A 25,084-nucleotide genomic window follows, 5' to 3' on the forward strand; every position below is an offset into this window, starting at 1 on the left:
AAAAAAAATTAATTTTTTCTCAAAAAAATGCAGACAAAATGCCTCTTTGCTACGTCTATATAGGTAAGAGGTGATGAATCGATGAAAATATGGTGGAAACGCGCAGGGATGCTGTTCACTTTACTAGTTATTATATATTTGGGCGTAAAACCGGACATGCTGGTTGGTAAACCAGGCATCAAGGCAGAATCGGCTGTTTTGATGGATATGAATTCGGAACAGGTGCTGATGGATTACAATGGCTCCGAAGAGATTGCTCCTGCAGGTATCAGCAAGCTAATGACCGAGCTACTTGTAATGGAAGCTGCCATGAGAGGAGATATTCGTTGGGATGATCCTGTTAATGTAAGCCGTTATGCCAGTTCTGTTGGCGGGAATCAGCTTGCACTCAAACAGGGGGATCGATTCACTGTTCAGGAGCTGTTCCAAGTGGTGGCAGTATATTCTGCCAATGATGCTGCTGTTGCTTTGGCGGAACATATCAGTGGTTCAGAACATCAATTTGTACAAAGGATGAATCAAAAGGCTGCTGAGATTGGTCTGTCAGGGGATACTCACTTTACCAACTCTACAGGTCTAGGTGAGACCTTGCTTGGCCCTTATCGTCCAAAGGATATCCAGGGTCAAACGTTAATGACTGCGATGGATGCCTGCAAGCTTGCCCGTTACTTGCTTAACCATCACCCCGAGATCCTTAAAGTTTCCAATCAAATGCAAGTCTCCTTGCACCAAAAGGGGATCTATATGAGTAATACAAACTGGATGTTATCTTCAATCGGAGGCCCATATGCTTATGAAGGTAATGATGGATTAAAGACTGGATATGATGAGGATACGGGGTATCATTTCGTTGGAACGGCTGAGCGAGATGGCAAACGGCTAATTTCGGTTGTATTTGGATCAGATACGAGGGAAGGGCGGTTCGTTGAGACGCGCAAGCTGTTGAATTACGGTTTTTCGAACACAAAAATAAACTAAACACACCACCCGTGTCAAGGAGGGTTTCCGCTATTCCAAAATGGATAATCATAATAAAATAGGATACGCGTATTTCCATATTATCCTGTAATTCACTTATAAGGGGGAAAACATTTGAACTCAATTAGTAAAAAAGTGTATGCACTCACGCTGTCCATGGCCATGTCGATTGCCTTGATTCAGCCTGCCGTACAGGCGGCCGAAGCAGTCAAACCTAAGGCGGCAGTCTCGGAATCTATCGTTTCCAAGGCAACACAGACACTGCAACAACTGGGATACATAGATGGCACCACAGATGGAATGAAAGAAACGGCAACACCTATTACACGTGCAGAAGCTGCGATTATTCTGCAGCGTGTGCTTGAACTGGATGCTCCGGCAACCCTTACAGGCTTTGCAGACGTTCTGTCCGATCATGCAGCAGCACCAGCCATTTATGCGCTGAAACAAGGTGATCTCATTCAAGGTAATACCAAAGGGTATGAACCGGATGCTCCGCTCACACGTGCTCAGATGGCCTCTTTGTTCACACGAGCTTTCGAATTGAAGGATAACGGGATACAGGTGATCTACAGTGATGCTGACCAAATCCCGGCCGTACATGCGAATGATGCTGTCCGAGTTAAACAGCATTTCATTATCGAAGGTAATGCATTTCATGCAAAACAAGCAGTAACGCATGGGGAATTTGCGAGTGCACTGTACCTTGCCCTAGGGGTTGATGTGAAGAAAGCAGGGGTCACACCGCTCGAGGACTTCTTCAAACAGCCTGCTCAGGCAGGTTTCCAAATGTCCCCGGACGGCAAACATCTGGCATACATGGAGCCGTGGAACAATCGAATGAACATCGTAGTTACGGCAAATGGTCAAGATAAGCCTGTACGTATTACAAGTGAAACAGATCACAGTATTGCTAGTTTTGCATGGGCAACGAATGACAAGCTGTTATATGCAAAGGATGCGGCTGGAGATGAGAACTACCACCTGTATATTACAGATATCGATGGCAAAAATAGCAAAGATCTGACGCCTTATCCAAATACAAGAGCTATGCTTGTCGATCCTTTGGAGAATATCCCAGATGAAATTTTGGTAAGTATGAACAAGCGTGACGCTAGAGTTTTTGACGTATACCGTATCAATATCAAGACAGGAGAGGCAGTTATTACTGCGGAGAATCCGGGTAACATTACAGGCTGGATGACAGACCACGAAGGAAAAATTCGTGTGGCCATATCCAGTGATGGTAATGTATCTTCCTTATTGTATCGTGATGCGGAAAATCAACCGTTCCAGCCAATGCTCACAACAGATCTGGGAGATACGTTTGTTCCTGTCATGTTCACAAGCGACAACAAAAACCTGTACGGAGTATCCAATCTGGAGCAGGACAAGATGGCTGTCGTGGAGTACAGCCTGGCAACAAAGAAGGTCACCAGAACTCTCTTTGAAAACAAAGATGTGGATGTCAGCAATGTTATTCCTTCCAAAGAAAAAGGAAAGATCCTTGCAGCAGTCTATGAGACAGATAAGGTCAACTATGAGTATTTTGACAACGAGTTCAAGACACTCATGCAGGATATCAAAGCTAAGGTGCCTGGCAAAGAGGTTGGTATTATAAGCACAAGTGATGATGGGCAGGTACTCTTTATATCTTACAGTGACAAATCGATGGGCACGTATTATTTCTATAATTCCAAAACAGGAAAGTTAGACAAGCTGGCGGATAAGGCTCCATGGATTGATGAAACCAAAATGGCAGATATGGAACCAATCACGTTCAAGTCCCGGGATGGCCTGGATCTTCATGGATACCTGACACTGCCACAGGGTGCGACGACATCGAATCTTCCGTTGGTTGTTCTTCCCCATGGTGGACCTTGGGCCCGGGATTCATGGGGATATAGTCCGGATGTTCAGTTCTTGGCAAGCCGTGGATATGCAGTCCTCCAAGTGAACTTCCGTGGATCAACAGGTTATGGTAAGAAGTTTCTAGAGGCAGGCAACAAGCAGTGGGGAAAAGCTATGCAGGATGACCTCACCGATGGTGTGAACTGGCTGGTAAAAGAGGGTACAGTTGATCCGAAGCGAGTTGCTATCTATGGTGGATCCTATGGGGGTTATGCGGCGCTCGCAGGCCTGGCCTTTACACCCGACGTATATGCTGCTGGGGTTAGCTATGTAGGTCCATCCAACATCTTTACGCTGCTTAACTCATTACCGCCATATTGGGAATCAGGGCGCAACCTGTTTTATGAGCGCGTTGGTGATCCTGTGAAGGATAAAGAGTTGCTTACCGCAATCTCACCGCTCTTCCATGTCGATCAGATGAAAGCACCGTTATTTGTTGTTCAGGGTGCCAATGATCCGCGTGTCAAACAGGCAGAGTCTGATCAGATTGTCGAAGCACTGCGTAAACGTGGAGTTGATGTGCCTTATATGTTGAAAATGAATGAAGGGCATGGCTTCGCCAATGTAGAGAATCAACTGGATCTCTACCGCGCTATAGAGAAATTCCTGAACCGTCATCTGATGCAGTAACAAAAACAAGAGCAAGGTTGTTCTCTGATCCGATAAGGGATTAGGGAACAGCCTCTTTTTTTGAATCGTGGGATAGAGAAACACATCATTGAAGTGGAATGGAGGTATTACATAATTTAGCTAATCCATATTCATCAATTGACATATATCCTCACTTTATTTTAAAATGACCAGTGAGTCATTCTTATTCATTCAGGTTTATATAGATCGTATTAGAGTCGTTACAAGAACGTACAAGATTAGATGAAGGAGGAATCCGGGATGCAAAAAGAAATGAAATGGCCATTGATTCTCTTTGCCGTGGGTGTATTTATGGCCGCACTCGATAACGGAATAATTACATCGTCGCTGACCACATTAAATGCCTCGTTTGGTGTTTCGCCAACATGGGGTGCTTGGACGATTACGCTATACACGCTTGGGCTTGCAATCAGTGTACCCATTGCCGGTAAGCTGTCAGATCGGTTTGGACGCAAAAAACTGTTCCTCATTGAGGTTGCTTTATTCGGAATCGGATCGCTCCTTGTCGCGTTAAGTACTTCGTTTACATTTTTTCTGATTGCCCGGGTCATTCAGGCGCTTGGTGGAGGCGGGATATTTATCATTGCAAGCTCTTATGTGCTTAGCAAGTTTCCTGCTCAGCGGCAGGGTACAGCTCTGGGACTTCTGGGAGGCATGAACGGCATTGCAGCCATTCTTGGCCCTAACATCGGCGCATTCATCCTTGATATTACAGGCAACTGGCACTGGTTGTTTCTCATCAACGTACCGATTGCAATCCTGCTGTTCATTGCCGGAATTCGTTATATCCAGGAAGAACAGGAGTTAAGCCGAGCAGCTGTCGATTGGAGCGGCATAGCGGTCTTAACATTAGGCGTATTGAGTCTGATGTACAGCTTCAGCAATCTCGACGGTGTGAATTTGCTTCAAAGCTTGGCTTCGCCCATGTTTTACAGCTTCTTTCTAGTGGGCGTAGCTGTGCTGGTCATCTTTTATTTTATGGAAAAAAGGTTGGAAGGGTCCGACCGCGAACCGGTCGTTTCCACAAAACTGCTTGGCATTGCGTCCTTCCGCTGGACGTTGCTCATTGCCTTTTTCTCAGGAGCCATTCTGGCCTCTGTTATCTTCATTCCGGGCTTTGTAGAGCAATATCTAGGCGTATCGAGCACAGCTTCGGGTTACTGGTTTACACCGCTCGCTCTGGCCTCAGGGATTGGAGCAGGAGGAGGAGGATACCTCGTTGACCGCAAAGGACCAATCTGGACATTATCGGTAGCTGGCTTGCTCTCTGCCATTGGTTTCCTATTATTTCCGCTGTGGGTGGAGCATATCTGGCAGTTTGTTATTGCGAGCACCCTTGTCGGCATTGGTTTTGGCATGATGCTGGGTGCGCCAGTCAACGTTCTGGTCACGGAACAGGCAGGCGAGAACAATAAAGGTATTGCGGTAGCAACCAGCTCCTTGTTCCGTCAAATGGCGATGGCTATTGCACCGACGATCTTCGCCGGATTCCTGGCACGTTCCTTTTCTAACCTGGGTTCGAACATCCAGTCAGGTTTAGCGGATCGTGGAATCGAAATACCACCAGCCGCGCTGGAGCAATATGCTTCTGGTGGAGCATCCGGCAATGACGTCTCCAGTCTCATGACGGGGTTGTCCAAGATTCCGGATGCCAATATACGCGAGACGTTGCTTCAGGCTGTACATCAAACAACAGGCCAGGGGTACAATGGACTTTTCTGGTCAGCAGTTATTTTTAGCGTGTTAACCTTGATTGTGGCTCTAATAACGGGGCGTCTTCGTCAAAGAGAGAAACAGGGGCAGCAACCAGATAGATCACTGGGTTCCATATAATATGTAGAAGTAAAATGAGAAGATACGGAGGAACAGTGAACCTTTTGTAACCGAAAAGGGGTCGCTGTTCTTTTCAATTTAACCCGATTGTAACTTTTCATGATGCAGGAATGATTACAATAGAACGAGCATTAGCGGTATTCCGGCTCAAAGAGAAATAAAAGTTTGGAGAACGGCGTGTCATCAGACGTTGCTCACGTTTAATGGGTAGTAATGAATTTCAATTTTGAGAGTGAAGAAGGAATCGACGGATGAAAAGCAGAACTAAAGAAAAGAAGAAAAAAAGTCGCAAAGGCCTCTATATAACACTTATATCCCTCGTCGTTTTGCTCATTGGCGGTTATATTTTCCGTCAGCAATTGGCCGTGGCCGCTTTTGACCTGTTTCTGGCGGATACGGTAGAAGCACAGCTAACGCATTCTTACGTGCCGCAGGAAGGGAATAAAACGCCTGATCCAACGGTATACCGCAAGGAACCATTTTCTGTGTTGCTCCTGGGCTCCGATAAACGAGATTACGAGAAGTCCCGCGGACGTTCGGATGCAGTCATCTATGCTGTGGTACGTCCAAAGGAATCTCGGGTGCTTCTGGTATCTATTCCGCGTGACACGTATGTGCAGATCGTAGGAAGAGACGCGGACAAGGACGGGACGGATGATTATGACAAAATCGCGCATGCTTACGCCTTCGGCGGGGAGAATATGTCCATCAATACGGTGGAAAAGTTCCTTAATGCGGACGTAGGTTATTACGCAACGATTAACTTTCAGGGGATCAAAAAGGTAGTTGACGCCCTCGGGGGCATATCGCTACCGATTGATAAGGACATCGTGAACAAAGATCCAAATCATGAACAGTTCACGATTAAGGGCGGTAAACCGATTTATGACGGGCAGGAAGCACTCTATTACGTGAGATATCGGGAAGATAGTGACTTTAACCGCACGAATCGGCAACAAATTTTCCTGAATGCTTTTGCAAACAAGATGTTGAATCTGAATCAGATCGCGAAGATCCCTGAGTTATTTCAGATCATGGGTGATAATTTTCAGACCGACATGCAGCCTAACTTTATCATTGATCTGGCGAAACAAGTGCTGACACAGGAAAAACCACAGGTTTCCAGCTTTACGATTTTGAGCGAGGGTATGCGTAAAAACGGCATTTATTATGGGCGTGCCGATGAGAAAGATGTTCAATATGCTAAAGAGCTGATTAAAAACTGGATGGATCAATCGACCCCAGCCGGTGAAGTCATGATTCCTGACCGGCAGAAGATTGAATAGTTAACTCCATACAGATGGTTTGTCTTACACAACAATCAGCAGTACGTTTAAGCGGGCTGCTGTTTTTTTTCTTTGTGTGAGGCTTTTCATCGTGTAGGAACTTCATCCTTATGGAACATCCTTCGTTCTATAACGTATAATATAAGTTGAGCGATCTAGTTGAACGAGAAATAGACAAGGAGGATATATAAGGGTATGAACATCGCGTTTTTTTTGCTACCCAAACAAGAGGTTACATGTGTGACGTCGGACTCTACACTGCGGCAAACGCTGGAACGGATGGAATATCATCGGTTTACAGCAGTGCCTATTTTGAATAAGGAAGGCAAATATATTGGTACGGTTACGGAAGGCGATCTGTTGTGGTATATGAAAAATGCAGAGGGGAAGATATCATTTGAAAACGCTTCAAAATTTCTTCTCAAGGACGTTCCATTAAGGCTTGATATCAAGCCGGTATCCATCGATGCCAATATGGAGGATTTAATTAATCTAGCCAAGGTGCAGAACTTTGTCCCGGTCGTGGATGATATGGAACGTTTTATCGGCATTGTGAGACGCAGTCAGATCATCGAATACTGCGAAGGAATTGTTGCCAAGGAGTCCATGAAGGCTAAATAAATAAATGAATTCTTTTTAAGATGATGGCACTTGCAGGGATAATCACAGCGATTATTACGAATATATATATGAATAAGACATACGGGGCCTGGCATCGCACCTGACATGGAGTTTCGAAGACTTTCTTCGTTTTTTGGGGTAATTTTGCAGGCCCCTGTTTTATGCTATAATCAAGAATAAAGCTTTTTCGGGGGAGAGTGACTTTCGCCAAATGCCTAAAGAACTGGATGTAGCCAAGCGGGCTAAAGTGATTGAATGGCTGAAAACCGAAGTACTTGATCAAGTATCCCGATTATTCAAAGCATTGTGGGAAGGCAGCACGATTCGAATCGGAGATAGTCTTGCCAGCTTAATGATGAGCAGTTACATATTGGGCCGTCGGCTCGGTATTCCGTTTAAGGATCTCGATGCTCTGCTTGTGGAGAAATTAAAAAAGCATAAACAGGAAGGTCACCAGCTGGAAGACTGGTACCAGGATATTTCCGCGCTAGAAGATCATATGCGTAAGAGGTGAATTTGTTGAAATTTAGCTTTAAATCAGCTGTCTGGAGTGCAGTGCTTTTACTTTTGCTGCTTTCGCTATTAACTCCTTTATCGGTGCTCTCTATATTTTTTATGATGATTCCGGGAGTTATTTTGTATGCCTCGCTATCTGTAAAATCCTTTATTTTGCATCTTGTGTCGGTTGCTATTATTTTGGTCATGGTCCATCCGATATATCTGTTGTTCATGGTGATCTTAATTTTGCCGGCCATCGCTATGGGGCACGCCTATAAAAATCAAAAATCGGCGTTATTTGCTTTAATGACAGGTGCCGGAACCATGCTTGCGGAATACCTTTTGTTACTTTTAGTGGGCAGTCTCATTTTCCAATTCGATCTGTCCAGTTATATCAGGGATGTGGTGCAACTGACGATTGAACCACTCACGAATTCTTCGAGTCAGATGATCAATGGCTTCGTTTGGACGCCGGAAATGACCGAAGATGTTGCTAAACAAACGCAGTTAATGATTCCTTTTGCACTGGTCGTTACATCCATGGTCATGGCATTCATTACACATATCATTGCTCGTCCGATTCTAAGTGTTATGGGCTTGAACGTATCCAAACTACCACCTGCAAGAGAATGGCGTATGCCACGTGCATTGATCTGGTATTATTTCCTCGCATTGATTATTGAGGTCGTATCCAGACAAAATGACGGATCGTATTGGAAGATGATTGCAATGAACTTGTCGCCATTAATTAACCTTGGTTTCATGATTCAGGCCATCGGTTTCTTCTTCTTCCTCTCACATACTAGAAGATGGAATCCGGTTATTCCATTTTTATTGGGTGCGGCAGTGTTCTTCATTGGTCCGCTCCGCATTGTCGGAATTATCGACTTGGCGTTCCCGATCCGTGAGGCAATATCGAAATCAAAACGATAGGGTGATGAGTCATGCCTAAATTTCTAAAGAAACGCTGGCACGGCTATTATACCGTATGGGCGTTCATACTGCTGTTGCTACTAGTGATGTTAGTTACTATCTATAACTGGACGCTTGGTTTGATTAGTCTGATACTGGCTTCGGCGCTGGGAATCGTCATGATCAAGGCTGAACTTGCATTCCGTCGGGAGCTTAATGACTATATTAATGGCCTTACCATTCGTATTAAACGTATGGAGGGTGAGGCGGTTAGCATGCTTCCCTTCGGGATTGTGCTGTATAGCGAGGATCGTACGATAGAATGGCATAACCGCTTCGTTGCAGAGATGTTCCATGAGAAGACGGTCGTCGGCAGTTCACTGCTTAACTTGTTCCCACATCTTCCCCAACCGAAGGAGAAGAAGGATAAGGATGGATCGAAAGAATCTTCCCCCAAGGAATTCCATGATGAATTCCAACTGGATGACCGGTATTACGGTGTAATTCACAACCCGCAGGAGCGGTACGTATATGTGTACGAGATCACCGAGTTAGCTATACTGCGGGATAAATATGAGAATGAACGTATTGCGCTGGGCATTCTCGTTCTGGACAATCTGGATGAGGCTGCTCAAGGCATGGATGACCAACAACGTACAGCGCTGATCGCACGAGTAGCCAGTGAGATTACAGCCTGGGCGAAGCAATATGGCGTCTATCTCCGTCGTCTTTCATCGGATCGTTACTTGATGATGCTGAATCATAAGTCTCTGCAGGAGCTTGAACAGAGCCGGTTTGTTATTCTCGATGAAGTCCGGGAGATGACAGCCGATCTGAAAGTACCGATGACGCTAAGCGTTGGCCTTGCATCGGGTTCAGACAGCATCAGCGAGATGGGAGAATTGGCACAGTCCAGTCTGGATATGGCACTTGGACGAGGCGGGGATCAAGCGGCTGTGAAGTCGGGTCAGCGTTTATCGTTTTACGGTGGAAAGTCCAATGCGGTGGAGAAACGCACACGCGTCAGAGCGCGGGTTATTGCTCATGCCCTGCGGGACTTGATGCAGGAAAGTGACCGGGTAATCGTTATGGGGCATAAAATGCCGGATATGGATGCCATCGGTGCATCGATTGGGGTATGGAAGGCAGCGAGTCTGTACAACGTTGAGGCTCGGATTGTGCTGGACGGGGTAAATCCTTCGATTGAACGGCTGATGGAACAGGTAAACAAGGACGAGAAGTTGTCCAAAGCTCTGGTATCGCCGGAGCAAGCTACACAGATGATGACAGAGCATACGCTGCTGGTTGTTGTGGATACCCATAAGGCTTCGATGACGATGGAACCTAAACTGGTGCAATCTGCAACGCGTGTAGTGGTAGTGGATCATCATCGCCGCGGTGAGGAATTTATTAATGATGCAGTACTGATCTATCTTGAACCGTACGCTTCATCTGCCGCTGAGCTTGTCACGGAGCTTCTGCAATATATTCATGAAAAGGTGCAGTTTACTCCACTTGAAGCAACGGCACTTCTCGCCGGCATCACGCTGGATACGAAACATTTTGCATTGCATACGGGTTCGAGGACATTTGAAGCTGCTGGCTTCCTTCGTCGCAGTGGTGCGGATACCATTATGGTCCAGAAGCTGATGAAAGAGGATCTGTCAGAATATATTGCTAAGGCAGAAATCATAAAGCATGCTAAAATGGTATATGGGAACATTGCGCTGGCGGTCACTGGCCCTGGCAACAAGATCTCACAGATGATGATCGCCCAGGTGGCGGACACATTGCTGAACATGACCGACGTGGTCGCTTCATTTGTCATCAGTGAGCGAACGGATGGATTAATTGGCATCAGTGCAAGATCACTGGGGCGTATGAATGTTCAGGTCGTTATGGAACGATTAGGTGGCGGCGGTCACTTAACCAACGCTGCGGTGCAGCTTGAAGGAACGCTGGGAGAAGCGGAGAAACGGCTGATGAACGTCCTGGCTGAAATCGAAAAGGAAGAGGGGTTATTCGAATGAAAGTCATTTTTATAAAAGATATGAAGGGTCAAGGCAAGAAGGGGCAAGTGAAGGAAGTATCTGAGGGTTATGCACAGAATTTCCTGTTGCCGCGTGGAATTGTGCGTCCGGCAACGGAGGGTAACATGAAGACACTGGACAATCAGAAGGCGGCAGAAGAAAGACTTAAACAGGAAGAGAAAGCCGAAGCGGAAGCACTTGCGAAGAAGCTGGAGGCAGAAGTTACGGAACTCAAGGCAAAAGCGGGTGAGGGTGGCCGTCTGTTCGGTGCCATTACGAGCAAACAGATCGCGGAAGCCTTGTCCAAAAAGGGCCTGAAAATAGATAAGCGCAAAATCGAGCTGGATGATCCGATCCGTACGCTCGGTGTAACGCAAGTGATCGTTAAGGTTCACCCAGAAGTGAAGGCAACCTTGAAGGTACAGGTAACGGAGGAGTAAGATGGGCGGCGAAATGTTATTCGACCGGGTCCCCCCGCAGAACCTGGAGGCCGAACAGGCTGTGCTGGGTGCGATCCTGTTGCAGGGCGAAGCTCTGATTACAGCGATGGAACGGGTGCAAACCGAGGATTTCTACGATAAGCCCCATCAATTGATTTATGAAGCGATGATTCAGCTGGGTGAGGAAAATCAACCGATTGACCTTGTTACGCTGACTTCGCGTCTGAAGGATAAAGGCGAGCTGGAGGACATCGGTGGCGTTAGCTACCTTGCCAAGCTTGCTCACGGTGTGCCAACAGCGGCCAACGTAGATTATTATGCGCAGATTATCGAAGAGAAATCGATGCTTCGTCGTCTGATTCGTACAGCTACGCAGATCGTAAGCGAAGGCTACACAGGCGGAGAAGATGTTGCAGGTATGCTCGGGGAAGCAGAGCGACGCATCTTGGAGATTTCCAACAGACGCTCCAGCAGTGGTTTTATCGCCATCCAGGATGTACTCATGGAAGTGTTCGACAAGGTCGAAACGTTGCATCAGAACCGGGGAACGACAACCGGGATTCCTTCCGGCTTCATCGATTTGGACAAGATGACCGCTGGATTCCAGCGTAGTGACTTGATTATTGTAGCGGCACGTCCATCCGTAGGTAAGACCGCCTTTGCCTTGAATATCGCTCAGAATGTAGGCATCAGGGCACAAGAAACGGTAGCCATCTTCAGTCTGGAGATGTCCGCGGCACAGCTTGTACAACGGATGATCTGCGCGGAGGCCAATCTGGACGCGGGAGTTCTTCGTACAGGGGAGTTCAAAGGCGATGAAGACTGGCAGAAGCTGACCATGGGGATTGCCGCTCTCAACGAAGCCAACATCTATATCGACGATACGCCAGGGATCACGGTAGCCGATATTCGTGCGAAATGCCGTCGTCTGAAAAAAGAGAAGGGTCTCGGTATGATTCTGATCGACTACCTTCAATTGATTAGTGGACGTGGTAAAGCCGGGGAGAACCGTCAACAAGAGGTATCCGAGATTTCACGTACGCTGAAACAGATTGGCCGGGAACTGGAAGTTCCGGTTATCGCCTTATCTCAGCTTAGCCGGGGTGTAGAGCAACGTCAGGATAAACGTCCGATGATGAGTGACTTGCGGGAATCCGGTTCGATCGAGCAAGATGCTGATATCGTAGCCTTTCTGTACCGGGATGACTACTACAACCAGGAAACCGAGAAGAAAAATATTATCGAGATCATTATTGCTAAACAGCGTAACGGTCCGGTAGGAACCGTAGAATTAGTCTTCTTGAAAAACTTTAATAAATTCGTCAATTACGAGAGGGCACATAATGATGCCTTCGCGATGTAGCGGATAGACTGCGATTACTCTGAACAGGGGTGCACAGGCTATCCGTACAACCAGTAACAGGAGAATGTCTGGTTGAATATCAGTATATACCATATATAGCGTCGATCCATCGCAAATGTAAAAGTACCGGTGAGAATGCAGTCAAGGTAAACAAGACTGAGATCACCGGTTTTTTACGGTGAAATTCGGTCATAATTCCGAACATTAACCAAGTGCCATATATAATTGTTCGCCATTTCATTTGACTTTGAAAAAGGGGACTGGTACACTAATATTGCTGCGTTAAAGCGGCGAAAACCTTCCCTTGAATGTAACGGAAGGACATTTTTACTGTCCGTTAGCACGCTTCTCAGTCGGTTTATTGCGTAACATGCCTGCCGGGATAGAGGACGGACAGACCAATACAAAGGTGCGCAAGGCACCCACGGAGGTATGTTAACTATGTCAACGGTAGTTGTAGTGGGAACGCAATGGGGAGACGAAGGAAAAGGTAAAATCACGGATTATTTGGCGGAGAGCGCTGATGTGGTGGCTCGTTACCAAGGAGGTAACAATGCTGGCCATACGATCCTGATCGACAACAAAAAATATAAATTGACGATGATTCCATCGGGTATCTTTTACACAGACAAAGCTTGTGTGATTGGTAACGGTATGGTTATCAACCCGAAGGCACTTATCGAAGAAATTAATTATATTCATGATAACGGATTTACAACGAAAAACCTGTCCATCAGTGAGCGTGCACATATCATCCTGCCTTATCATATGGTTCTGGATGCACTGGAGGAAGAGAGCAAAGGCCCGAACAAAATCGGTACAACAGGCAAAGGGATCGGCCCTTGTTACATGGACAAATCGGCCCGGATCGGTATCCGCATGGTGGATCTGCTGGATGCAGAAGATTTTGAATTGAAGCTGCGTCATCTGGTTAAAGAGAAAAATCGTGTTATCGAGCAAGTATACAACGGTACGCCGGTTGATGTGGAAGAGATTCTGAGGGATTACCTCGGTTATGCGGAAATTCTCCGTCCTTATGTAAAGGATACATCGGTTGTGCTGAATGATTCCATTGATGAGAATAAAAAAGTACTGTTTGAAGGCGCGCAAGGTGTGATGCTGGATCTGGACCAAGGTACGTATCCATATGTGACTTCTTCCAATCCGTCTGCAGGCGGTGTGTGTATCGGTTCCGGTGTTGGTCCAGCACGCATTCAGCAAGTTATTGGCGTAGCGAAAGCATACACAACTCGTGTAGGCGATGGCCCATTCCCGACCGAATTGCATGATGCGATTGGCGACCAGATCCGTGAGACAGGTCATGAGTACGGAACAGTAACCGGGCGTCCGCGCCGTGTGGGCTGGTTTGACAGTGTGGTTGTTCGTCACGCCCGTCGTGTAAGCGGCATTACAGGGCTGTCCTTGAACTCATTGGACGTTATGACAGGTCTGGATACCGTAAAAATCTGCACAGGTTACAAATTCCGTGGTGAAGTAATCACTCACTATCCGGCAAGCCTCAAAATGCTGGCTGAATGTGAAGCCGTATACGAAGAAATGCCAGGTTGGAGCGAGGATATCACAGGAGCGAAGAAGCTGGAAGATCTGCCTGTAAACACACAGAACTACGTGAAGCGTGTATCTGAACTGACAGGCATTCCGATCGCGATCTTCTCTGTAGGTCGTAACCGTGAGCAAACAAATCAAGTTCTGCCAATCTACGTATAACATGATATTTGAATAATAGATAAACCTCCAGTTGTTGCTACTCAGCGGCGACTGGAGGTTTTTTGTGTCTGTTTCGGATATAATCCCGAGATTTCCGTCAATACTGGCTAACAGGATGTACGTTGAACGAATGATATGTATATGGAGGGAGAGAAACAGAGATGAAGTTGCTGATGTGGTTTGTCAAAATGGTGCTTATCGTGCTGCTGGTCAGTTCACTGACGTTGCTTACGACAGGTTTAATCGTGCAATCGTATGCCAAGTCATTGCTAGCCAGTTTTAATATACAGTGGGAAGGTCAGCCTATGGGTCTGATGGGCATGTTCCAAGGGGCCTTGGGCGGCAAGCAGTCCAGTGAGGGGGAAAAGTCAGAGGATACGTCTACGGATCAGCGAGCGGGAACGAAAGAGGAAAAAGCTCCGGAGAATTCAATTTCGGTGATGGGCAACGGAACGACGAACCCCGGAACCCCGGGCAACGATGAAACGGGCGGAGCAGGGGTAAGCGGGAATTCTGGAAATGGAACAGTAGACGGCAACGGAACAGCGGCTGGAAGTGACACATCAAGTGGTCAAGGAGCGAACAGTAACCAGGCAACGGGCAATGATGAAATCGTTATTACACCAGATGACATTACAGGCGCCAAAAATAAACTGCCGACGGAGGAAAAAGAACGCATTTTCACGTTGCTGATGAACAAGCTACCCCAGAAGGAAATGCAACAGATCTCAGGAGCGATGGAGGGTGGACTGACCGAGCAGGAGCTGCGAGAGATTGAACAGGTGATCTCGAAGTATCTCACGAGTGAGGAGTACAATGATTTGATGCAAGTGTTGCAAGCAGAATAAAGGTGGGGTGTTGTATGTTGTTGCCCGTATCCTCCAAGTAGGGCAACAAACTAGATTGACTGGAGAAATGGTACATCCATGTTGAAATGCACGACTCATTTCCCATATAATTGCATGAAATAGTAGAGAACGTACCTACCCAGGAGGAAGAGTATATGAGAATGAACCGTAAAGAACACGATATATAACAACAGGACCTCTCCTTACCACAGGCTCCCAGTCCTCGGAGTCGTGGCCCTCCTTTCATGCCCGTGTATTACAGGTATACTGTACCGATACCGGAGAAGAGCATGAATATGGACAATTGGAGGCCTAACAAATATGAATACATTGAATACTAATACTACAGGTGCTAAAAATAATAAGAACACAACATCAATGATGCCGGCTGAACAACTTGCTGCAATGAAGGAACGATTTGAGCAAGGATTAAAGGAAGCAGAACAGCCCTTCCATGGTTGGGATTTTGGATATATTACGGATACTGGGCGGATGCAGAGTGGTGTGTTGCGCTGGTCTTACGACGAGATGGCACGGAGCTGTATGAAGGATGCGAAGCGAATGCTGGATATGGGCACAGGCGGTGGTGAGCTGCTGTCGAGTCTGCATCCGTTACCGCCATACACTTGTGCAACGGAAGGATACGCCCCAAATATAGCGATTGCGAAGGAACGTCTTAGCCCGTTAGGCGTAAACGTGTATCCTGTAACGGATGATTCTCAGCTTCCTTTTGCAGATAGGGAGTTTGATTTCATCCTTAACCGGCATGAATCATATGATCCTCGGGAAGTATGGCGTGTGCTCTCTGAAGGCGGAGTGTTCCTGACACAGCAGGTTGGTTGGTCAGATTGCCGTGGTATTAATGATCGATTAGGCATTCCAATGCCGTCCGATTATGCTGGATGGGAGCTTGATTTTGCCGCAGATCAGTTGGTGCGAAACGGATTCCACATCTGGCTTCAGCATGAGGCTGCACCTGTGCAACGTTTTTATGATATTGGAGCTCTGGTCTACTATTTAAAAACCATCCCATGGCAGGTACCTGACTTTACAGTGGAACGATTCCGTGAACCATTATGGGAGATCCATCTGGAGATGGAGCAACATGGGTTTTGGGATGTGCAGCAAAAGCGGTTTATTATAGGTGCGAGCAAGAAGAAGTAAAAATGAATCTTGCTTTAAGCACGATGAGCCTGCCAGAGTGTGAGTTTGAATAGAATAAGTAAGAGTCATTATCCTTCATCAGAGTTACGCTGATGAGGGATTTCTTTTTGTATTTACATGAAAAAAATAAGTGCGATTTAGTAGGTCTTAGAACCTAGTCTTAGATTGAGATAAAAGGTACATAGTATGACTGGAGTTGAGGCATAATGGGTGATGGAACAAACGCTCTAACCAATGGATATATCAGGAAAACCAGATAGGACGCGGCTTTGCGTTGTGAGGATAAGAGTTGAAATGACTGTAAAACCTGTGTTAAAGTATACGGGTGTGATAAAAGGTTAAAATTTTGACACTTTTAAGAGCACAGCTAAAGTCCTGCTTTTTCAAATTATCATAACAATGAACTTACTTGCATAAGACTCACCATGAGGTGGAGTCCGATTAAAATGCGGATTAAGAAGTACTGAAAAGGAGAGAATCATGAAAGGTTTCAGAGGCAAACGCCAACCGGATCAACGCCGGGTACACGAACAATCCGGAGAACACCGGACGGCCGAAGACAAAAACAGCATGAGCATGTCCAACTTCAGTTCAAATAAGAAAAGAATTTTGTCATCGCGCAAATGGATCATTACCGCAGCATGTGGCATTCTGATTGCAGCATCGGTTGGATTCGGAGTTAAGCAATACGTGGCTTCCAATACGGTTCCTTACTATAAGGTTATGGTCAAGGGCAACGAGGTTGGCACCATTGCAAGCGAGGCACAACTGCAGCAGTTGTTTGCTAAGAAAACCGAGGAATACCGGGAGAAGTATCCGGATGCAGAGATGGTGCTGAACACAGACGGAATCACAACGGAAACAGTGCGAGCATATAAACCGGAAGTGAACAGCGAGCAAACGCTGGACAAGCTGGGAAATATGTTAACGGCATATGCCAAAGGCGTAGAGCTTAAAGTGAACGGTGAAGTTGTCGGCATTGTGAAGGATCAGGAAACGGCAGACAAGATCCTGCAACAAGTACAGAGCAAATACATACCGGCATCGGCTGTGCGAAGCTCACTGAAAACCAAGTCGGTATCGGCTAATTCTTCTAAAAAAGATAACGGGCCAAGTACAACGCTAAAATCCGTAGACATTAAAGAAGAAGTGACAACGGATACGGTGAAGGCGGACCCGAATAAAATATGGGATGAGTCCGAGGCGGTTAAAGCGTTAACCGTTGGCAAAGACGCGCCTGTAACCTATGTGGTGCGAGAAGGAGATACGATCTCTTCGATCGCAGCCAAATATGAGATTACGCAAAGCGAGATTCGCAAACATAACCCGGGCATCAAGGAGACATCGCTCCAGATCGGGCAGGAGTTGACTCTGACAGTACCTAAGCCGGCAATCACGGTTAAATCGGTGGAGCAAGTGGTGGAACAGATTGAAGTGAAACCACAGGTTGAGGTGCGCAAAAGTGCTGAGTTGAAGGCAGGTACGACGAAAGTCGTCCGTCCAGGCCAAAGCGGGTTGAAAAATATGCAGTATCGTATCACCAAAGAAAATGGCGAAGTCGTTCGGGAAGAATGGCTGGGTCAGGAAGTCCTCAAAACAGCGGTGACTGAGGTTGTACTGAGCGGAACTAAAGTGGTTGGCGAAGGCACAGGACAATTTGCATGGCCTGTATCCAATGCGACCATGAGCAGCAGCTTCGGTCAACGCTGGGGACGTCAGCACAAAGGCGTCGATCTGGTCGGTAATCGCGATGTGAAGTCTGCAGATGAAGGTGTAGTTACTTTTGCAGGCCAAAAGAGCGGTTATGGGAATGTTATCATTATTAACCATCGCAACGGATATGAAACACTTTACGGTCACTTGAATAGTATCAGTGTTGATGTCGGCCAAGTGGTGGAAAAGGGCGACAGCATCGGTGTGATGGGCAATACCGGACGTTCCACAGGAACACATCTGCATTTTGAGATTTTGAAAAATGGTACAGCTGAAAATCCGATGACTTATCTGAATTAAGGATAGATCACGAGATTGAGTGTAGGATACGAGGCATTGCGTCACGATGCTCGGATAAGAACAAGGCCCGCTTTAAAGCGGGCCTTGTTTTTTAGTGTGAAATATTTTTACAGGAAACGGCTTCCAAGAGGGGGATCGGGATGTGACGGTGCCTCAGGTATGTTAAACTAGAGAGTATAAGTCGTTGACTATATTCAACACACAACATGATATGGACTATAAGCAATAAAATAGATTAGAGAGACAGCGCCAGTGGCGGATTAAGCAGGATATAGGGGTGAATTCAGCCGATGCAGGGAAAGATTTTGGTGGTGGACGACGAGCAGCCCATCGCAGATATTCTGAAGTTTAATTTGGAAAAAGAGGGATACGAGGTCATCTGTGCGTTTGATGGTATTCGTGCGGTCGAACTGGCGTTATCCGAGAAACCGGATCTGATGCTTCTGGATCTGATGCTTCCGGGCAAGGACGGGATGGATGTGTGCCGCGAGGTGCGTGCTCATCTGGAGGTCCCGATTATTATGCTGACAGCCAAAGACGGGGAGATCGACAAAGTACTCGGTCTGGAACTTGGCGCAGATGATTATGTAACCAAACCTTTTAGCACACGGGAGTTGCTCGCACGGGTCAAGGCTCAGATGCGCAGACAACAGAAACCGGTAGCGATTGTAGAAGCGCCAGAGGAAGAAGGGAAGCAGATCCTGCGGCTGTTTGATCTGGCTTTTGATATGGATATGTATACGGCGTACAAGGGCGGAGAGCCGCTTGATCTGACGCATCGGGAATATGAGTTACTCTATTATATGGCCAAGCATTCGGGCAAAGTCATGACACGAGAGCATCTGTTGCAAGCCGTATGGGGATACGAATATTTTGGAGATGTGCGTACAGTGGACGTGACGATTCGCAGGCTACGGGAGAAGATTGAAGAAAATCCGAGCAAGCCGGAAACGATTCTGACTCGCCGGGGGCTTGGTTATCTCGTGCGCAGTGCCAAAAGCGTGGGGATATAATGGGCCGATTCTCGCGATTTTCGTTCTTTCGAACGATTCAGGCGAAATTAATTATTATATATGTGCTGCTGATTCTAATTGCGATGCAATTGATCGGGGTTTATTTTGTAAGTGCGATGAAGAACTCGCTCACTAGCAACTTTACGGAAGATTTGCAGGCACGGGCAGAGATGCTGTCGGTGTTAGTCGGACAGACGATGGCTGGTGGAGAAGCAGAGGGTGGAGAGGACAAAACGGAGAACCTGCGTGTGCTGGTAAACAATCTGTTCAACATCAACGGTGCCGAGATTCAGGTGCTGGATGCCAGCGGCAAGGTGCTTACGACTTCGCTAAGTTCACACTCCGATTATATTGGGCGAAAAAATACCCAGACCGTTGTCAGCCGTGCATTGCAAGGCATTCGGGATAATGAGGAATATATCGTAGACGAGGATAATGTCCGTAAAAAAGTCGTGGCCAAGCCGGTTTTAAACGGCGGCAAAATTATCGGTGCAGTCTACATCGCCGCTTCGATGAACGAGCTGTACGCGACGATGGAAGGCATTAACAAGATTTTCATCTCCGGTATTCTGATTGCCTTGGTATTAACGGCGGTGCTCGGTGTCATTCTGTCACATACGATTACCCAGCCGATTAAGGAAGTGACAAGGCGGGCAACCGCGGTTGCAGAAGGGAACTTCGATCAGCAGACACCGGTATTTGGCACAGATGAGATTGGCCAGCTTAGCCAGGCGTTTAACTATATGACCAGCAGGCTGCGGGATGCCCTTTCCCAGAACGAAGAGGAGAAAGAGAAGCTGACCTCCATCCTGACCAATATGAGTGATGGTGTTGTTGCGACGGATGAGCATGGCAAAGTCATTCTCGTCAACCGCCGTGCCAGCAACATTCTCGGCATGCGTCCGTCGGATATTGAAGGCAGGCACTTTGCCGTCCTGCTGGGCATTGATCCGGAGGATGCGGAAGCGCTGGCAAGTGGTTTCACAGGCTCAACATTGCTCCAGATTGCTCCGGCAGGTCAGGAGGAGCCGGTCGTGATTCGCATGACGTTCACTCCCGTGCACAGGCGCGAGCTGGGAATCACCGGCACAATTGCGGTACTTCAGGATGTAACGGAGCAGGAAGAACTGGAAAACTCCCGGCGTGAGTTTGTAGCCAATGTATCGCATGAGCTACGTACACCGCTCACCACGATTAAAAGTTATGCCGAAGCGCTGGATGATGGGGCATTGGAAGACCCGCAGCTGGCGGGACGTTTTGTTGGCGTCATTCAGAATGAGACTGAGCGAATGATCCGTTTGGTGACGGACTTATTGCACCTATCCAGACTGGATTCCAAGGAAGCGTTGCTACGCAAGCAACCTATCGATATTTTGGAGATGCTGGAGGAAGTCACGGATCGATTCTCCTTCCAGATGCACCAGAAGGACATTCAGTCTGTCCTGTCTGTGGAGAATGATATTCCAGCCGTTCCGCTGGATCGGGATCAGATTGATCAGGTTCTGGATAATGTAGTGTCCAATGCATTGAAATATACACTGGAGGGCGGCACCATTACGATTGCCGCCCGGCGTAGTGATGAGCATACAATAGCCATCTCCGTATCTGACACAGGTATGGGTATTCCGCAGCGTGATCTGGATCGGATATTTGAACGGTTTTACCGCGTTGACAAAGCACGCTCTCGCAGCATGGGGGGCACAGGGCTTGGATTGTCCATTGCCCGGGAAATTGTAAAGGCTCACGATGGTAGCATCTCTCTGGAGTCTGAGGTAGACGTTGGCACAACGGTAACGTTCACATTGCCAATGCGTGATAAGGGAGGTGAGCACCTTGAAGGAACGGATTAAATCTCTGGTGCTCGCTTCACTGGTTGCAGCCAGTCTGATCCAGAGTTATTTCCTGATCTATCGTCTTCCTGGGGGCGGTGACTCTGTGGTGACCTCGGAGACAAACTACGTGAAGACCGAAAATATGGGTCAAGAGCGTAATATTGAGGAGTTAATTTTCCCGAATCAGATGATTATTCATCTGGGTCAGGATAAACATACGGTGTTTTATCCTGGCAACACGTTCTATCAATTGATCTATTCCAGGCTGAAAGGCCGGACGTTTGAGGATTTCCAGCGTCGCAATGTGCAGTCGGTGAATTGGGATCAGATTCGTAAGCAGAGTCCCGGTTTTGAGTTGTCGTTCAAGGAGGGCATGCCGGTGGCCTTGTTACAGCGGGTGATGCGCTTAGGAACAGATTCTCTTTTTCAAGGAGAGACAATCAACCGTATTGCTATATATACAACTCCAGATGAGACAAAGGCTCATGCGCTGTTTTTTAGTGCCAAGGGAGATGTGGTCTATGAGGCCACACAGGCAGACTTGACGGTACAGGATGTGCAGCAGCATGTCGATTTTGGGACGAGCTGGACACCGTACACGCTAATGGAAGGCGGATATTATATTCCGACGCAGGCACTGGATGCGATTGAGGCGGATGTGCCGACAGGGCAGTTCACGGTAGAGCAGATGCAGCGCAGTCTGTTCACTGATCCAAGCATGACCCGGAATATTCGGGAAAAAGATGGATCAGAGATTTATACGGACAGCAAACGTAGTCTGCAAGTGAAGCAGGAGCAACGCTGGATTAGCTATACAGACCCGGCGGCACCGCCGGCTGGACAGAGTGATGCTTCCAAGGACGCACTTTTTGCGGTTGACTTTGTCAATCAGCATGGTGGCTGGAAAGGGCGCTCACGCATGACGCTCAGATCGGCTGACAACAAAACACAGTTGCAGTTTCAGCAGTATTACGGCAGTTACCCAATCATGGATTCGATGCAATTCCGTTTCGGCACGATCAACATGGAAATGCAACAGGAGACGGTATCGAGCTACGAACGATCCTTGGAATATTTGAACGAAGGTGCGGAGACGAAGAAGTCTATCAAGCTGCCCGGCGGGGATAAACTGAAAAATCTGATCCGCAAAGTGGCGGGTGAAAACCGCAAAGTCGTGGATGTATATCCGGCATATCGTCCATCTGCGATGGAGGATGGGTTGCGATTGATCCCGGTTTGGGTGATTCGCTTTGGCAACGGTGAGGAAACGACGGTGTCTTAATAGTAGGGAAGTTTACGTAGTAGTGGAGACGCTAAAGGAGCGAGTGAAACTCTAACGATTATCAGAGACGATAAATGCTTAAGCAATGTCTAAGTGATAGCAATATCTAAAAGCAGCATTGGTATCATTAAAGCTTGTGGTTAACGATGGATTGATATCCTCGGCTGGAAATGTGGGGGAGCGTACAATCTGGTGTCGCAAGCTCTCTCGAATTTGAGTAACCTTCTCTCAACAGGATTTGCGAAGTTCAGTGTAATGCTAACTGGGATAACCAGAGCTAGTGGTGCGGGTGAAATTCTAACGATCACCAGAGACGTTAAATGCTAGATTTATGACGCTTTGAAGATCTAACGATCACCACAGACGCTATTTCGGCAGAATGGGGCTAATTCTGACCGGAAACTCTGAATTTAAGCGAAATAAGGCTTCTCCTGATCGTTAGAATTAATATGAGCCTGAAATGGGGCGAATAAGCTCTGTGGTGATCGTTAGCCTGAAGAGGCCACGGGCATAGAGGTAAACAAAGCCAAACACAAACTCAAAACGAGCCAAAACAAACTTTAAGTAACGAAACTTTAAGTAACTGAACAAGAAGGCGAAACGTATGGCTGGCTACGGGTTATTAGGATACTAGGCAACGTTGGGAACGTGGAAGCCAAGCCCTAGAGGCAATCAAGTAAATAAGGAGGTGAATGGTCTGGATTGGGGACGGGCGAAAAATGTATTAATTTATGCATTTCTGTTGCTGAATCTGGTGCTGGGATATCAGATCTGGATGGATGCGCGGGAGACGGCTGGAGCCAATCTGGACTTCACCTCGCTCGCGGATAATACCCAGCAGGCCATGGAAGAGAAGGGCATTCAGGTGCTGGCGCCGATTCCGAATGAGACGCCGAAGCTTCCGAAGTTGTCCTATGAGTTTACCGAAGAGGACAAGTCGGGGATTGAAGTGGAGCTGGAGGAGCCGGTGGACAGCAAGCTGATTTTCTCGCCAAGCGAGCTGGCGGATGCGCTGCAGGCGGAGATCCCGCAAATCGGCACGTACCGGCTGGACCAGCTGATGGCGGAAGATGGGGCTTTTGTGCTCCACCCGCTGGTGGACGGCAAATGGCCGCTCTTTAACGTGAGTCTGGAGCTGTTCTACAGCGATCAGAAAATCACGGGTTATCATCAGACTCCCGTGCGGATTACAACCGCCGAGGAGAGCGATCAGCAGGTACTTCCGGCGCCTAAGGCGCTGGGAACGCTGATCGAAAACTTTTTGCCAAACAATGCAATTGTGAAAGACATACAGCTGGGCTACTACGGGCAGTTGTTCAATTCAGACATACAGGTAGCGATGCCGGCATGGCGGTTCGTGCTGGAAAGTGGCGAAGTGTTGTACGTGCAGGGCATCAGCGGGGATGTATTCAGTCCCAAGTCAGATAAACCAGGGGAGTAATGCGTTATGGGGATATATTTTACGGTGTTATCCAGCGGTTCGACAGGTAATGCCACAGTCATTCAGCATGGGGGCACTTCACTCATGATTGATGCGGGTCTTAGCGCGAAGCGGCTGGAGGCACTGTTTCTGGAACGGGAGATTTCAGGCACGGAACTGGACGGCATTCTGGTGACACATGAACATTCCGATCATATTAAAGGACTAGGCGCGATGTCTCGGAAATATAATTTACCGATCTATGCAAACACGAATACGTGGGCGGCTTTGGAGAAGTCGGTCGGAGCGATTCCGGAGGAGAACAGGCGGATATTTGAAACGGGTGAAAAGCATGATTTTGGCTCGCTGCGCGTAGAGTCCTTCGGTATTTCGCATGATGCGGCTGAACCGGTAGGTTACACGTTCGACGATGGCAGCGAGAAGCTGTCCGTGGCGACAGACCTCGGATATATGAGCGACAAGGTTCGCGATGCGATCTCGGACTCGGATGTGCTCGTGCTGGAGGCGAATCATGATGTCGAATTGTTGCGTATGGGGCGGTATCCGTGGAACACCAAGCGCCGGATTCTGAGTGACATCGGGCATTTGTCGAACGAAGCCGCAGGTGCGGCGCTTAGTGAACTGATGAACGGACGCATCAAGCGTACGTATCTGGCACATCTCAGCCGGGATCATAATATGATGGATTTGGCGAAAATGTCGGTGCGTGATGCGATGGAAAGCCGTGGCTGTTTTTATCGGGATCATGAGTTCAAGCTCTGTGATACGTATTATGATCGTCCTACACCATGGGATAGGGTGGGTGAGCCATAAAGCTGTCTAGTTCGGCGGCTTTGCGCTCCACTTCCTCGCGTGTGAGGATGCCTTTATCGATAAGCAGTTCAATGATGGTGCTGAGTGCCAGTGTGTTGCGGTAATGCTCTTCTTTGAGATCAGCCAGCTTGGCCGCCATATGCACTTCGTCCATAGCCGTGAGTGTTCGCGTGCGTTCCATTGTGGAATCCTCCTTCATTCTATGAAGCTTTGAATTGTTCTTTTACTATTATTGTAGTCAGGCTGGGTGGAAAACATTCCTCTTTTTGCTGCTAACATTCTCTGGGCAGGATGTGTATGCTGAAACTGTAGCTTACTGCTCGGAACCTGGAATGAGTTGGGATGGAAAAAGTTTAATAAATTTGAAAGAATAGCGCTTAGCATATCCCATTTTGTGGTGATAGATAGTATGAGCCTTTATTGTTAA

General features: G+C 47.4%; 20 protein-coding genes. 19 read left to right on the forward strand and 1 reads right to left on the reverse strand.

What is annotated here, in order from left to right; translation table 11 throughout:
• Positions 1-81: 81 nt before the first annotated feature.
• From FS818_RS22870 to FS818_RS22960, 19 genes are all read left to right on the forward strand, one after another.
• Positions 82-978: a D-alanyl-D-alanine carboxypeptidase family protein gene (locus FS818_RS22870; protein ID WP_145335009.1), complete on the forward strand. Its 897-nt coding sequence runs from the start codon at positions 82-84 to the stop codon at positions 976-978.
• A 114-nt stretch (positions 979-1,092) separates the two neighbouring features.
• Positions 1,093-3,519, forward strand: coding sequence for a S9 family peptidase (locus FS818_RS22875; RefSeq protein ID WP_145335011.1), 2,427 nt, complete (start codon positions 1,093-1,095; stop codon positions 3,517-3,519).
• 243 nt (positions 3,520-3,762) lie between these two features.
• The gene (locus tag FS818_RS22880) at positions 3,763-5,373 is read left to right on the forward strand and encodes an MFS transporter (protein ID WP_472924438.1); all 1,611 of its coding nucleotides are present in this window, start codon (positions 3,763-3,765) and stop codon (positions 5,371-5,373) included.
• A gap of 251 nt (positions 5,374-5,624) precedes the next feature.
• Positions 5,625-6,659: an LCP family protein gene (locus FS818_RS22885; protein WP_145335015.1), complete on the forward strand. Its 1,035-nt coding sequence runs from the start codon at positions 5,625-5,627 to the stop codon at positions 6,657-6,659.
• Between the two features lie 195 nt (positions 6,660-6,854).
• On the forward strand, positions 6,855-7,280 hold the full coding sequence (locus FS818_RS22890; RefSeq protein WP_090923576.1) for a CBS domain-containing protein: 426 nt from the start codon (positions 6,855-6,857) through the stop codon (positions 7,278-7,280).
• A 211-nt stretch (positions 7,281-7,491) separates the two neighbouring features.
• Positions 7,492-7,794 (forward strand): MazG-like family protein, encoded by a 303-nt coding sequence (locus FS818_RS22895; protein ID WP_090923575.1) that lies wholly within the window; start codon positions 7,492-7,494, stop codon positions 7,792-7,794.
• Positions 7,791-8,711 (forward strand): DUF2232 domain-containing protein, encoded by a 921-nt coding sequence (locus FS818_RS22900; RefSeq protein WP_260984785.1) that lies wholly within the window; start codon positions 7,791-7,793, stop codon positions 8,709-8,711. The genes FS818_RS22895 and FS818_RS22900 overlap by 4 nt, the downstream gene beginning before the upstream one ends.
• Before the next feature lie 11 nt (positions 8,712-8,722).
• Positions 8,723-10,720 (forward strand): DHH family phosphoesterase, encoded by a 1,998-nt coding sequence (locus tag FS818_RS22905; protein ID WP_145335019.1) that lies wholly within the window; start codon positions 8,723-8,725, stop codon positions 10,718-10,720.
• Positions 10,717-11,160, forward strand: coding sequence for a 50S ribosomal protein L9 (gene rplI, locus FS818_RS22910; protein WP_090923573.1), 444 nt, complete (start codon positions 10,717-10,719; stop codon positions 11,158-11,160). Before FS818_RS22905 ends, rplI begins: the two co-directional genes overlap by 4 nt.
• Position 11,161: 1 nt before the next feature.
• Complete coding sequence (gene dnaB, locus FS818_RS22915) at positions 11,162-12,523, forward strand: replicative DNA helicase (RefSeq protein WP_090923572.1); 1,362 nt, start codon at positions 11,162-11,164, stop codon at positions 12,521-12,523.
• Positions 12,524-12,964: 441 nt separating this feature from the next.
• A complete protein-coding gene (locus FS818_RS22920; RefSeq protein ID WP_145335021.1) occupies positions 12,965-14,251 on the forward strand; it encodes an adenylosuccinate synthase in 1,287 nt (428 codons plus the stop codon).
• 161 nt (positions 14,252-14,412) lie between these two features.
• Complete coding sequence (locus tag FS818_RS22925; RefSeq protein WP_145335023.1) at positions 14,413-15,099, forward strand: hypothetical protein; 687 nt, start codon at positions 14,413-14,415, stop codon at positions 15,097-15,099.
• Between the two features lie 405 nt (positions 15,100-15,504).
• Complete coding sequence (locus tag FS818_RS22930; RefSeq protein ID WP_145335254.1) at positions 15,505-16,263, forward strand: class I SAM-dependent methyltransferase; 759 nt, start codon at positions 15,505-15,507, stop codon at positions 16,261-16,263.
• A 480-nt stretch (positions 16,264-16,743) separates the two neighbouring features.
• The gene (locus tag FS818_RS22935) at positions 16,744-18,276 is read left to right on the forward strand and encodes a peptidoglycan DD-metalloendopeptidase family protein (RefSeq protein ID WP_145335025.1); all 1,533 of its coding nucleotides are present in this window, start codon (positions 16,744-16,746) and stop codon (positions 18,274-18,276) included.
• Between the two features lie 290 nt (positions 18,277-18,566).
• Positions 18,567-19,289, forward strand: coding sequence for a response regulator YycF (gene yycF / locus FS818_RS22940; protein ID WP_145335027.1), 723 nt, complete (start codon positions 18,567-18,569; stop codon positions 19,287-19,289).
• Complete coding sequence (walK, locus tag FS818_RS22945) at positions 19,289-21,139, forward strand: cell wall metabolism sensor histidine kinase WalK (protein WP_145335028.1); 1,851 nt, start codon at positions 19,289-19,291, stop codon at positions 21,137-21,139. Before yycF ends, walK begins: the two co-directional genes overlap by 1 nt.
• The gene (locus FS818_RS22950; protein WP_313960301.1) at positions 21,114-22,403 is read left to right on the forward strand and encodes a YycH family regulatory protein; all 1,290 of its coding nucleotides are present in this window, start codon (positions 21,114-21,116) and stop codon (positions 22,401-22,403) included. Before walK ends, FS818_RS22950 begins: the two co-directional genes overlap by 26 nt.
• Positions 22,404-23,100: 697 nt before the next feature.
• Positions 23,101-23,844 (forward strand): two-component system regulatory protein YycI, encoded by a 744-nt coding sequence (yycI, locus tag FS818_RS22955; protein WP_145335257.1) that lies wholly within the window; start codon positions 23,101-23,103, stop codon positions 23,842-23,844.
• 6 nt (positions 23,845-23,850) lie between these two features.
• The gene (locus tag FS818_RS22960) at positions 23,851-24,657 is read left to right on the forward strand and encodes an MBL fold metallo-hydrolase (protein ID WP_090923565.1); all 807 of its coding nucleotides are present in this window, start codon (positions 23,851-23,853) and stop codon (positions 24,655-24,657) included.
• Here FS818_RS22960 and FS818_RS22965 read toward each other — a convergent pair.
• Positions 24,626-24,838, reverse strand: a complete 213-nt coding sequence (locus tag FS818_RS22965; RefSeq protein WP_090923564.1) for a hypothetical protein — start codon at positions 24,836-24,838, stop codon at positions 24,626-24,628. The genes FS818_RS22960 and FS818_RS22965 overlap by 32 nt on opposite strands.
• Positions 24,839-25,084 lie beyond the last annotated feature (246 nt).

The organism is Paenibacillus xylanexedens (genome assembly GCF_007680605.1).
In the GTDB taxonomy this organism is placed as follows: Bacteria; Bacillota; Bacilli; order Paenibacillales; family Paenibacillaceae; genus Paenibacillus; species Paenibacillus xylanexedens_B.